This window comes from Pantoea sp. T14 (assembly GCF_036663535.1).
GTDB lineage: Bacteria > Pseudomonadota > Gammaproteobacteria > Enterobacterales > Enterobacteriaceae > Pantoea > Pantoea phytostimulans.
The window spans coordinates 318,249-329,916 of record NZ_JAWUEB010000024.1; the positions used below are offsets into that span (position 1 = coordinate 318,249).

Sequence of the window (11,668 nt, forward strand, 5' to 3'; positions counted from 1 at the left end):
ACGGGCCGGGAGATAAGAATGAAATACTTGATACCGATCGTATTGATGCTGTTGTCACAAACGCCAGCACTGGCTAACTCCGCCTATGAAAACCTGGCCTTTGCGCTGAGGCAGCAAAAAATCACCGATGACCTGCGCCACAAGTGCCAGATACCGTCGACGGTAACCGATGAACAATTGCAGAGACGCTTTCTGGACAGCACCCATGATAATTCTGCCGTGCTGTCAGCCGTAAAAGCGCTGACCGAAAATAATCAAAAGCGTTATCAGACCTTCCTGAGCCAGGTCAAATGCCCGGAGTAACCAGCAGAGCCCAGGGTTAAAATGCTGTCACGCGAATAAATGCACGCTAGCCGGAGGGTAACTATGTTGCGTCATGTAAGGAATGCATGGAGTGGGTCTTTCTGGCTGTTAATTTCAAGCCAGGCGGCGCTTGGCGCAGAAGTTAACGACAATCGCGACAAGCTTGATGATGATCCGACCAAGGTGACGACCAAAGTAGGTGTCTCGTGGTCGGACACCTATGACATGGACGACAGCAATCTCTCTTTCTCAGGCTCGGTCGCGCTGGACCCGGCAAAAAAACTGAACGCACGTGTTAACAGTGATGCCAGCGAGTGGCGCGTGGGCGGATCATGGCTGTTTCCGGTAGGCATCGTTAACTTTAATTTTGGCAAAAACGAATATACCAATGGTGCAACGCAGACTAACTATTCCATTGGAACCTTTGTCCCACTCAGCTATTTCGGCTTCGCACCTGCCGGTTTCCAGATATTCCCAATGGCTGGATACACCTACAACACCGGTGAGATAACCGGTTGCAGCACCGGAAATGCAGCTGACTGTAAAGCGCCTCAGTTCGCCGATGGTATTCCTTCTGAGTATGGATTCAGCACGATCACCACCTCCGGCAGCAGTGGGTATCTTGGTGCCTTTACCCTCCGACCGCTAACGCCTGACATTACGATGATCGGCTTTGCAGCAGGCTCTTATGGATCAAAAAATGAGAAGGGGGAGAATTACCGGGGTTATTTTGGCGGGCTTGGTGCAGGTTATCGGTTTGATGAGCACAGTTCAGTAAACCTTCTGACGTTCGTTATGGACAACAACACCTATCTGGACGATCCCGATACACGCTTTCTGATTTCGTATACCTGGCAATTTCAATAATACGCATTGAAGGCTGCCTTACGGATGGATTTACCGCCAGGCAAAGTACGGCTTCTGGAGGCAAAATGATTAAAGCGGTGATGTGTATATGCGGTTGTCTGTTGTTCTTCACGTTACAAGATGCGCTTGGCGCGGAGCCGCGTCAGGCTCCCTCGGCGCAGGAAAAAGCGCGTACGTTATATCTGCTTAATCAGCCAGTAGTGATGCTGCAGGCAAAATTTGGTCTTACCACGCCAGAGGAGCGGATCCAGCGAATCGTGACGATATTGCGCTCGCTCAATGATAATGATCTCGCTCAGTCGGTAGAGATGCACAATGTGACGCGCTACCGACAGCCAGTCGTGCTTTTTTCTATCAACGGCAAACCTTTTATGTTGCTCGCTGAGAATGACCTGGATGAAGGGGATGATCTGACGCTTGCGCAGGCGGCGGAACGCGTCAGACTCCGTCTGGACACACTTCGACAATCATTGTCTGAGCAGTATTCATCGCGTTACCTGCTGCTCTCAGCGGGTAAAAGCTTTTTGGGTGCTCTGTTACTGCTCGCATTCATCCTGTTTGCCCTGCGCTCCTACGCCTGGCTGAAGCGGATATATGCCGTAAGGCGTGCTCAGCGGAAAAGTATCATTCCTGGCGCACTGCGCGCCTTTCTCGGTCCCATTGAGGTAAGGCTGTATGCCATTGTTCTTATCTCGGCTTTCCTCGTGTCATTTTACATCTGGGTCAGCTGGGTGTTGCGGCTGTTTCCCTGGACGCGAATTTGGGGCATGGAGCTGGGAGGTTATGCGCTAGGGCTGTTGCAACGCCTGGGCATGGCCATACTTTCCGCTCTGCCAGGCATGCTGATTGTTGTCGTCATCTTCCTCATAACGGCGCTGGTGACGCGATTGCTCAGACTGGTGCTCAGGCGAGTCGAGACCGGGCAGTTACACCTGTCGGGCCTGCATCCAGATACCGTTGGCGTCACCCGTAAACTGATCAGCGTAGTCATCTGGTTATTCGCCTTGTCGGCGGCTTATCCGTTTTTACCCGGGGCTAACTCGCTCGCCTTCAAAGGGATAAGCGTTTTCTTCGGGCTGATGCTGACGCTGGGATCGGCAGGCGTGATGAACCATGCTATGAGCGGGTTGGTGCTGACCTATTCTCGCGCACTGCGAAAAGGCGAAGTTATCAGGATTGCCGATCATGAGGGTGTCGTCAGCGAGGTGGGCATGCTGGCAACTAAAATTCTGACCCGCGAGAACTACGAGGTTACGGTTCCCAACGCGGTTGTCGTCAGCGGCAGAATTGTGAACCTGAGCGCAACGTTGAAAGGCGACGGCGTTAACATGACGACCAGCGTCACCATTGGTTATGACACGCCCTGGCGGCAGGTTGAAGCGATGCTGGAGCTTGCCGCCAGTCGCACACCGGGGATTAATCGCAGCATTTCCCCGCTGGTGCGCCAGCTGGCGCTGCAGGACTGGTATGTGGCGTATGAACTCCAGGTCCGGCTTCAGGCGGGAGAATCACTGGCTGGGGTAAGAAGTATTCTCCACGGCCATATACAGGATGTGTTCAACGAATTCGGCGTGCAGATCATGTCTCCTAACTTCATCAGTCAGCCTGAGCAGCCGGTGATCGTGACAAAATCTAAATGGTTTACGCCTCCTGCGAACCAGGATGCTTCTGACCGTTCGCGATAGGGATTAAGCAGGGTTTTGCTTTGCCCACTGGTTACGACCCTGCTGCTTTGCCCGGTAGAGCGCGTTATCAGCTCGGTTAATAATTCCGGCAGCACTCTCACTGCTGCCTGAAAGAGCAATGCCCATGCTGACGGTGACTCTATTGCTGACTTCTGATGCGAGATGCGGTAGCGCTGTTGCATGCAGACTCGCCTGGATACGCTCTGCAACCAGAGCAGCTTCGTCCAGAGAGGCAGTTGGCAGCACGACCACAAACTCTTCCCCTCCGTAGCGTGCTACCAGATCTGCCGGCGTGCGAACCGACGATTTCAAAACGCCGGCTACCTTTGCCAGACAATCATCCCCGGCCTGATGGCCGTAATGGTCGTTGTAGCGTTTGAAATAGTCCACATCGAGCATGATCAGTGCAAACGGCAAAGCCTGGCGGATAGCGTCATCCAGATAGTTTTCCATTGACCGCCGGTTTGCTGTCCCGGTGAGTGCATCCTGATGCGCCATAACATCAAGCATTGCAATAAGCATCCGGTTCTCCTGATAACGACGCCAGGCTTCATCAAACCAGCGCTGTAGGATATAGCGGCCATAAATGAGAATGGTTGTGAGGATGAGCCAGACCAGTAAGAATCGCACGCTGATGCCCTGATTCAGTTGCATACTTGCCAGCAAAGCGGTCAACCATAACGGGGTCAGGAATAGCATAAGAGCAGGTGGGTGATAATAAAGCGCAGCCAGCGCGGTGAGCATAAGGATCACACTGAGGGGCCAGGCAAATGGCAGGTGCCACCAGACGATAAAATGATAGCTGCAGTAGCTCCACATCAAACTGAGAATCAGCAACAAACCCATACTTACTGGTGTAAATCTGGCTGGAAGACGATAGATAAAAAATGCCAGTAAAAAGGAGAAAGCAATGATGCCAACCGCAATGCCATTAATGAGAGGAAGTATTTCTGCCTGGTCGCTGATTGAACGGTCAAAACCGCTGATGAGGACATTGCGAAAAAAAATTATTAGAGCAAAGCTGACGTTCACAAACGTGAACCAGGGAATACTTACGAATAGCGCCTGCCTGACCATATCATTACGGTCTTGCCATACTATGGCCGTATCAAAAGCACGATGTCGACCGCCAGAACTCTGATCCATCCCTGATGGCCTCTCAAATGAATAATTACTCTTCAGTGTAATAGAGGGGCAACTTTCAAGGCAGAAATGTTGAACCAGATTATGAAAGCCAAAAAATTGCAAACCCCTGATGAACACTAAATTCCACTCTATATCGATTGGATTTAATTAACTTTTTGTTTTTAATGCAAAAATGTTTTAAGTGAGCAGTGTGAAGGATATGTCATAAAACCTTCTTTAAATGAAAATGAGTGTATGGGCTTCTGCGAGTAGAAAAAATCGTCGTCATCAGCCTATTGTCTCTTTGAAACGTGCATAAAAAGAACTCAGGAAGTGGATAGCTATGAAGATTTTGACAAAAAATTTGCGGGGGCATATAAGGGGGAGGGCGTGAGTTTGTGACACTATTTTTTCTTTTAAATCAGTGTTTTTTTTGTATCTGGAATTCAGCTTAGGCATTTGCTGAACTGCTTGTTCAAAACGTCTTTACGGGAATTTTGCTCCTCCGAATCACGTCAAAGCTTAGATTTCAGCAAGCCATTCAACCACGTCTCAACGCGATCAGGTCGCTGGTCCTCACTGGTCCACGCGTCGATAACCTGCAATTCAGGCGCTAACTTGATTAGCCCAGCCTCATTCATATCCGTAAACTGACGTCCCTGCTTTTCCCGCTCGCCCATGCCATATTTAAACGACACATAAAGTACGCCGCCTGGTTTCAGGGCCGTTGCTACTTTTCTCATCACCGATGGCAGCTCAGTCAAAGGCACATGCAACAAGGAAGCACAGCACCAAATTCCATCGTAACGTGCTTCAGCATGCAGATCCTGAAATCGCATCTGCCGGATCGCCAATCCGCTATAAGCACTCGCTAGCGCCACTAATTCAGCCGAGGCATCAAAAGCTTCAACCTCAAAACCGCACTCAAAAAATGCTTTTGCGTCGCGCCCTGATCCGCAACCTGCATCCAGAACTCGCGCCCCGGCAGGCAGCAATGCCGTGAAGCGATCACGAACCGGAGACATCTCAACCGCAACGGTATCATCAAAAAATTGCTGCGCATTGCGCTGATAGAAATCTTGCGTGGTCAAAAAAGTTCATCTCCACAAGCTTGAGGATGCCAGATATGGAACAGCTTATTATTGCGAGCAGATTGCCAGGCGGTATTGAGAAAGCTGCGGCGTGCAATGTCGCTTTTACCGGTTTGCTTGATAAGCGTTTCACGCAGCGGTAAATGGCTGTTAATAAAGTACTCGTTACGCTTATGTAATCGTTCTAACAACAGCTGGGAGGGCACATGTGCAAATTTCCCCTCTTTGCCGCGATTACAGTTTTGGCAGGCCAATACCAGATTCCACACACCATTAATATTTGCCACGTAATCACGTGCTGACCAAGGAATGAAATGATCGACATCGGTTAAATCGATGTCACCGCTAGCCAGACTCACCGGACGGAAGCAATAAAAGCAGCGACCTTTCTGATAGCCATTCAGGCTGTTACGGCAGCTGGTGATATCGACGCGGCGATCGTTTTTACGGGTGAACAATATCTGCTGAGTATCGTCATATTCTACCGCCAGCAAATGGCTCGACACGCCCATTTCCCATGCACGTTCCACTAAGCGCCAGCGAGCATCGGTTTCATGAATCAGGTTTTGGAATTGTTGGGTTTCAGTCAGTTTGAAAAATGCATCCGTCAGGCGAATTCCTTTATGGCTTTTGCGTTCATCGACGAAGAATCGCACATCGATTTCAGCACGGTTGACGTTATGAAAGGCATCAATCACATTGGCAAATCCACGCTTAACCGTCACATTGAGCAGGTCATCTTCACTGATTTCACCGCGATTAAATCGGCTGCACGCATCAATAAACTGGCTGCTTCTAACGGTTATTTGTTTTGGCGCGTGTTCGAGATGGCGACATAAATGCTGGCTAAACGGGGGCGCCAGTTCATCCATCGTAATACGTTCTTTTTCCTGCGAGTGCAGATCATAAAGTGCGTGGGCGAGGGCAAACTTATACGAAGCAACGTTGTTGCCAAACAGAATAACGCCGCGCCAGTAGTTTTCCAGCGAAGGATCGGCCTGATAAAAATGCATGTTTCGTGTCCTGTGGCGTAGCCGATTTGCGAGTCGGCTTCCAAATTACTGCAACACGTAACAGCTTTGCATAATGTTTGCGAAAATTCACCTTGGGTAAGCCTGCATAAAGCGGTGAGCTATTTAGGGTGGCAAATAAAGTGAAGGAGGCATTTTCAAAGGGATGTCGCCTTTTTAACAAAAGCCAAGCGACGATATTTCCAAGAGAGTTATGATTCCTTTCTTCGCTCTTCACAACAAAGGACTCTGTTATGAACTGCACCACTGCAATCTCATCTCAAACCCGCTGGGGGATTATTCTGCTTGGCGTGCTGGCAGGCTTGTTATGGGCCGTCGCTGAAACAACCATCTTCTCTGACTCCACACAAATCTATCTGAAAGTATTCGCGCTTGGTTTTTCCAGCGTCGTTGCCTGCACGGCTATTCAAATACGATCGCGGGTGAGTTGGTTGGCAGCGTTAGCCGTGTTGCCATTTTTGGCTTTGATGACTGGCTGGTTGCGCTGGAATAATGAGACGATCGGCAATATTCGAATTATCTCGGTGGCGGTGCTCTGGCTTTATTTGCTGATGCCGTTACTGCAAGTCTGGACGACTAAAAAAGGGCCGCGTCCTGCGGCTGCAATCGTTGCGGCGCTGTGGGGCAACAGCTTTGCGCTGCTGGTCACCGCATTAGCCACCGGCGTATTGTGGCTGCTGCTGGTGTTCTGGAGCGGCTTGTTTAATCTGATCGGCATTAAAATATTTGAATGGCTGTTCTTTAAAAATGACTTTTTCCCGCCAATTGCAACAGGCGCGGTGATCGCTGCCGGGATTGTGCTCTCTCGTCAGCAAATCATTATCAGCCAGATGTTTCGCCGCTTAATCACTCTGCTGATGCGCGCCATGCTGATGATGCACGCGCTGGTTTCGCTGCTGTTCCTGGCGTCGCTGCCTTTTACTGGACTGGCGATCATTCCTGAGCAAGTCTCATCTACCGTGCTGCTTACCAGCATGGCGGTGGCGATGATGATCATGACGGCAATGGTCTGTTCTGGTGATGACGAAACGTTAAATTCTCCGCTGTGGTTGCACAAAATCGTGGTGCTGGCGCAATGGCTGGCGCCGGTTTTTGCTGGATTAGCCTGTTACACCTTAGGGTTGCGTGTGGCGCAATATGGCTGGACGATCGATCGCGTAACGGCAGCAGTCATGGTGGCGTTGGCGCTGCTCTGGACTTTCGCTTGCACAGGATTGCGCCGCAAAGCCTGGCAAAAAAGCATCAGCGTTGATCAACTCACCGCCACAATGTTAGCGCTGTCGGCGCTGTGCTGGCTGTTGCTGCACAGCCCGGTTATCGATCCTTATCGTATCAGCATCAATAACCAGCTTTCGCGACTCGAACAAGGGGTGCAGAAAGCTGATGAGGATGATCTCTCTATGTTCAGCAGCGCCGGGCGACGTGGGCAGCAGGCGCTGAAACTGTTGCAGCAGCATCCAGAATGGTTAACCGAGCCGAGATTGCTGTACGCATGGCAAGGCAATATGCACAGCAAAGCAGCATCCGAAGCAGGCAGTAAAATGCTGCGTGAGCGGATCAAGCAGCGGGCAGATAGCGCTTCGCCACCCGAAGATTGGTGGCAAACGGAACACCATAATAACAATTATCGTGTTAGCGCCTGCTTGCTTAGCAAGGCAGATTGCACCGTGTGGGCGATGGATCTGAATGGCGACGGGCAACCTGAAGTGCTGCTTTTTAATCGCGAAAAGCATCAGATTGTGGTGTATGCGCATTATCAAGATCGTTGGGGCGAAGTAGGGGTAATTGCAGCGGCGGTCAGTAATACGGTATTTGAACAGGCAGTAAAGCAGGGCAAGCTCAATAGCGTAGAAAAACCGTGGCGGGACTTAGAGATCGATGGTCAACGCTATCCGGTGGAGTATCAATATCAGCATGAAGCGCTGAAGTAAGAGACCACTACGATTCCATAATGACAAGCCAACAATAACCGCCGGCTCACGCATTTAATTGGCTTTAAGGATAAGACGAGTAACCCAATAAAAAGGCTGCCATCGGCAGCCTTTCTCAAATCCAATCAGTGCAAACAACACTGCTTAAACTTTTTCCCGCTGCCGCATGGGCAGGGATCATTCCTGCCTGGCAACTTATCTGCCACGATCGGCTTTTGCACCATTGGAATCGCTTCTGGCTGTGAAATCCAGTGATCATGCAGCGCCAGTGCAGCAGGGCGGATGGCATCAATGCTGGCTTCCATTTCGTCTGGCGACAGCGCATCAATTTTCTCAAGGTTCTCTTCAGATCCATGCAGAGCGATGGCATCCAGTGCTGGCTGCAGCTCCTGTGGCAGGGCAGACCAGTCAGTCAGCGCCACGCCGCGCATGTAGCCAAAGCACCACTCTTCCACGACGGTGAATTCCAGACCTTCCATCTCGCGGATGCCAAATACCGGTTCAAACTGCTCCGGGAACTCGGAAAGGCGATCGGCAATGTCGTTCATGTGCTGAAAGCAGAGTTCCATAAAGCGCGTCATCTCGCGCTCGTTGGTCCATTTCGGAATATGCTTTTGGCCGCCCCACATGGCGACCAGCCACTCGCTGGGTTCAACCGTTGTCGGGCCCGAAAGCACGGCAGTCAACAGGCCGTCCAATTCAGAGACATCCAGTATCGACGCTTCACTGCCGTGTTTTTCCAGCATCTCTTCAAGCCATTCCAGCTCTTTCTCGGACAGTGGGCCTTCTTTCATACGGTTGCCTCCCGGGCATTTCATTAATCAGAAAAAACCGCAGCAGTGTACACGCCTATCCACTCAACGTCAGGTATATACCCGCCATACTTAAGGGTGCAGCAAGGCGCGTCGCCTCTGCACCCAAGCTTAAAGTATACCGGGTATAAAACGATTAATTTAAATCAGCGCGATCCAGGCCATAGGCTTTATCCAGCGCGCCAGGCTCCATCTGTGAAAGCACCATCAGGCGGTTCCAGCTGTTGATGACGGAAATAGCCATCGCTAATTCTGAGATTTCGACCTCTGAAAAGTGCTCGCTCACGGCGTGATAAAGTTCATCCGAAACCCCATGCGCATTAATACGCGTTAGCGCTTCAGTTAATGCCAAGGCGGCTTTCTCTTTCGCACTAAATAACGGCGATTCACGCCATACGGCAACATGATAAATACGCAGTTCGCGTTCGCCGTCCAGTTTGGCTTGTTTGATGTGCATATCGACACAAAAGGTGCAGCCATTTAACTGTGAAGCACGGATATCAATCAGATGCTTCATCATGCTGTCGATGGCGCTTTTATGTGAAGCCAGGGTGACGTCGCTAAGCGATTTAACCAAGCCAGGAATCGTTTTAAAGTGATTTACACGTGATGTCATGATGGTGCCCTCAGTTAATTAAACAGATGATCAATGCATTGCAATGCATGAGGTAAGGCGGTTTGACGGCTCACAGGATCGTGTGTGCCGTCGACTCGAATAAACTTCACATCGTCAATGCCGATATAAGCCAGTGCGGTGCGAATATAGGGCGTGAACTGATCGTCCTGTATGAAAGGTCCTTGGGCAAAAACGCTGCCGCTGGCAACCACGCAATAAACCTGTTTGTTATTCACCAAGCCAATCTTGCTGCCTTCGGCCGTGAAGGCGAAGGTGCGCCCAGCGCGGGTGATATGGTCAAACCAGGCTTTAAGGACCGATGGCAACCCGAGGTTCCACATCGGTGATGCGATCACCAGCAGATCCGTTTCCAGCAGTTGATCAACCAGATGATCCGACTTTGCGATTGCCTCGCACTGTTCTGCGGTCCGGCTGTCAGCGGGGGTAAAGAATGCGCCGATTGTGAATGCATCAAGGTGCGGTAACGGATCGCGGGAAAGATCAATCACGGTTTCAACCAAGGCGGGATGGCGCAGCTTGAGTTTGTCTACCAAATAAGATGAAGCGGTACGCGAGGCGGAACCTGCGAGATCAGGACTGACTTTGATATGCAGCAGTTTCATTACTTTTCCTCTTCAAGATGTACGGTTGTGCTGGTAATGGCGCAACGAATGCAGGCATCTTAGCGAGATATGACTGAGGTAAAAGGGTCAAAACTGATGAAAACAGGTAGGACATAGGCGTGGGCTATAAAGAGATCTACGCGCGCTATCGCCAACAGATTATGGCGGGCGCGCTGAAGCCGGGCGACAAAGTGCCCGCCATTCGGGTGCTGGCTGAAGAGTTAAAGGTGGCGAGAAAAACCGTTGAAGCGGCCTACGCCGTGTTGATCGGTGAAGGTTATTTGGTCAGCCAGGGCGCGAAAGGCACGCGCGTAAATCCCGATCTGGTGATCTCGCGACGAGCGCCAGCCGAAGAATCCGCGCCGTTAGCAGACAGCAGCCTAAACCAGTTAACCGGATTGCGTGATAATCCTGGGGAAATGCGGCTGGGTATTCCCTCGCTGGATGAGTTTCCGCTGAAAAAATGGTTACTGATTTCCGGCAAAGTGGCGCGCAGCCTGCGCCCGGAAGAGATGACGAACCAGCCAGTAACCGGTTACGCACCGCTGCGCGAAGCCATCGCCGGTTATCTAAACATCTCACGTGGTCTCGATTGTCAGCCAGAGCAGGTGTTTATCACCAGCGGTTATCGCGCCAATTTACGGCTGATTCTGCAGGTGCTGGCGCAGCCGAGCGATAAGGTGATATTTGAAGATCCCGGCTATTTTTTTGGTCAGAAATTATTGAAGCGTATTGCGGCTAACCTGCATTATGCGCCGGTTGATCGTCAGGGGATCAACGTTGATTATCTGCTGCGGTATCATGCGGATGCGCGTTTCCTGATTACCACGCCAACGCATCATAGCCCGCTGGCAGTCACGCTCTCATTGCCACGTAAACATCAGTTGCTGGGATGGGCGCAAGAGAATCAATCATGGATCATTGAGGATGATTACGACGGCGAATTTCACTACACCAAAAAGGTGATCCCGGCGCTGAAAAGCCTCGATCATGACGATCGGGTGATCTACATCGGCACCTTCAGTAAAACGGTGATGCCCGCGCTACGGATCGGCTATATCGTGATGCCAAAAGAGACCGTTTCTCGCTTTAAAGAGTTGGGCGAAATCACAGAAACGGGCTTGTCACTGCTACCGCAAAAGATCCTGGCGCAATTTCTCAGCGAGGGACACTTTTACAAGCACATTAAAAAGATGCGAACGCTTTATCAGCAGCGCCGCCGCCTGATGCTGGACGCGCTTAACCGGCTGTTTCCTGAGACGTTCAGCTATGAACTGAGTGATGGTGGCATGCACATTGTCGCGTTTTTGCGGCGCGGCACGCAGGATGTCGCGCTAGCAGAACTCTGGCAGGCGCAGCAGTTGCAGGTGTTTTCTTTGTCGGCATGGTACATGCAGACGCAGAAACGCTATGGCCTGATCATTGGTTACACCAATATTCGTTCAGAACAGCAGGCGATGACTTTGTTGCAGCGGGTGCAGCAGCCAACGTTGGCCTTGCTGCAGCAGGCAAACTAACGCCAAAACCGCGCTACAGCGCTGTTGCGCTTTATGGTATCTTGCGCCGCATTCGATGTTTTATTGA

At 50.9% G+C, this 11,668-nt stretch carries 11 protein-coding genes; 5 read left to right on the plus strand and 6 right to left on the minus strand.

Going from position 1 to position 11,668, the window contains the following annotated elements:
• The first annotated feature begins 18 nt into the window (after window positions 1-18).
• From SC127_RS12630 to SC127_RS12640, 3 genes are all read left to right on the plus strand, one after another.
• Complete coding sequence (locus SC127_RS12630) at window positions 19-303, plus strand: YicS family protein (protein ID WP_243078668.1); 285 nt, start codon at window positions 19-21, stop codon at window positions 301-303.
• Between the two features lie 63 nt (window positions 304-366).
• Complete coding sequence (locus SC127_RS12635) at window positions 367-1,170, plus strand: hypothetical protein (protein WP_332626737.1); 804 nt, start codon at window positions 367-369, stop codon at window positions 1,168-1,170.
• Between the two features lie 65 nt (window positions 1,171-1,235).
• A complete protein-coding gene (locus SC127_RS12640; RefSeq protein ID WP_442955749.1) occupies window positions 1,236-2,855 on the plus strand; it encodes a mechanosensitive ion channel family protein in 1,620 nt (539 codons plus the stop codon).
• Window positions 2,856-2,858: 3 nt separating this feature from the next.
• Here SC127_RS12640 and SC127_RS12645 read toward each other — a convergent pair whose 3' ends face one another.
• The 3 genes from SC127_RS12645 to SC127_RS12655 all read right to left on the minus strand — a co-directional run bounded on the left by SC127_RS12645 (window position 2,859) and on the right by SC127_RS12655 (window position 6,084).
• Window positions 2,859-4,001, minus strand: a complete 1,143-nt coding sequence (locus tag SC127_RS12645; RefSeq protein WP_442955750.1) for a membrane-associated sensor domain-containing protein — start codon at window positions 3,999-4,001, stop codon at window positions 2,859-2,861.
• A gap of 494 nt (window positions 4,002-4,495) precedes the next feature.
• Window positions 4,496-5,071 carry a class I SAM-dependent methyltransferase gene (locus SC127_RS12650; protein WP_332626739.1) on the minus strand — a complete coding sequence of 192 codons (576 nt, stop codon included), beginning with the start codon at window positions 5,069-5,071 and terminating at the stop codon, window positions 4,496-4,498.
• The gene (locus tag SC127_RS12655; protein WP_332626741.1) at window positions 5,068-6,084 is read right to left on the minus strand and encodes an HNH endonuclease; all 1,017 of its coding nucleotides are present in this window, start codon (window positions 6,082-6,084) and stop codon (window positions 5,068-5,070) included. The genes SC127_RS12650 and SC127_RS12655 overlap by 4 nt, the downstream gene beginning before the upstream one ends.
• Window positions 6,085-6,335: 251 nt before the next feature.
• On the opposite strand from SC127_RS12655, the gene SC127_RS12660 reads away from it, so the two are divergent.
• A complete protein-coding gene (locus tag SC127_RS12660; RefSeq protein ID WP_332626743.1) occupies window positions 6,336-8,033 on the plus strand; it encodes a DUF4153 domain-containing protein in 1,698 nt (565 codons plus the stop codon).
• A 125-nt stretch (window positions 8,034-8,158) separates the two neighbouring features.
• Here the strand turns inward: SC127_RS12660 and SC127_RS12665 are convergent, their stop codons facing one another.
• The 3 genes from SC127_RS12665 to SC127_RS12675 form a co-directional block, all read right to left on the minus strand.
• Window positions 8,159-8,827, minus strand: coding sequence for a YecA/YgfB family protein (locus SC127_RS12665; protein ID WP_215847726.1), 669 nt, complete (start codon window positions 8,825-8,827; stop codon window positions 8,159-8,161).
• 154 nt (window positions 8,828-8,981) lie between these two features.
• On the minus strand, window positions 8,982-9,461 hold the full coding sequence (locus tag SC127_RS12670; protein WP_215847725.1) for a carboxymuconolactone decarboxylase family protein: 480 nt from the start codon (window positions 9,459-9,461) through the stop codon (window positions 8,982-8,984).
• A gap of 14 nt (window positions 9,462-9,475) precedes the next feature.
• Window positions 9,476-10,084: an FMN-dependent NADH-azoreductase gene (locus tag SC127_RS12675; protein WP_332626746.1), complete on the minus strand. Its 609-nt coding sequence runs from the start codon at window positions 10,082-10,084 to the stop codon at window positions 9,476-9,478.
• Window positions 10,085-10,197: 113 nt separating this feature from the next.
• On the opposite strand from SC127_RS12675, the gene pdxR reads away from it, so the two are divergent.
• Complete coding sequence (gene pdxR / locus SC127_RS12680) at window positions 10,198-11,601, plus strand: MocR-like pyridoxine biosynthesis transcription factor PdxR (RefSeq protein WP_442955751.1); 1,404 nt, start codon at window positions 10,198-10,200, stop codon at window positions 11,599-11,601.
• Window positions 11,602-11,668 lie beyond the last annotated feature (67 nt).

What these genes read in the sequence shown, in the direction of transcription:
- SC127_RS12630 (WP_243078668.1), top strand. Translation starts at nt 19, where the DNA reads ATGAAATACTTGATACCGATCGTATTGATGCTGTTGTCACAAACGCCA.
- SC127_RS12635 (WP_332626737.1), top strand. Translation starts at nt 367, where the DNA reads ATGTTGCGTCATGTAAGGAATGCATGGAGTGGGTCTTTCTGGCTGTTA.
- SC127_RS12640 (WP_442955749.1), top strand. Translation starts at nt 1,236, where the DNA reads ATGATTAAAGCGGTGATGTGTATATGCGGTTGTCTGTTGTTCTTCACG.
- SC127_RS12645 (WP_442955750.1), bottom strand. Translation starts at nt 4,001, where the DNA reads ATGGATCAGAGTTCTGGCGGTCGACATCGTGCTTTTGATACGGCCATA.
- SC127_RS12655 (WP_332626741.1), bottom strand. Translation starts at nt 6,084, where the DNA reads ATGCATTTTTATCAGGCCGATCCTTCGCTGGAAAACTACTGGCGCGGC.
- SC127_RS12660 (WP_332626743.1), top strand. Translation starts at nt 6,336, where the DNA reads ATGAACTGCACCACTGCAATCTCATCTCAAACCCGCTGGGGGATTATT.
- SC127_RS12665 (WP_215847726.1), bottom strand. Translation starts at nt 8,827, where the DNA reads ATGAAAGAAGGCCCACTGTCCGAGAAAGAGCTGGAATGGCTTGAAGAG.
- SC127_RS12670 (WP_215847725.1), bottom strand. Translation starts at nt 9,461, where the DNA reads ATGACATCACGTGTAAATCACTTTAAAACGATTCCTGGCTTGGTTAAA.
- SC127_RS12675 (WP_332626746.1), bottom strand. Translation starts at nt 10,084, where the DNA reads ATGAAACTGCTGCATATCAAAGTCAGTCCTGATCTCGCAGGTTCCGCC.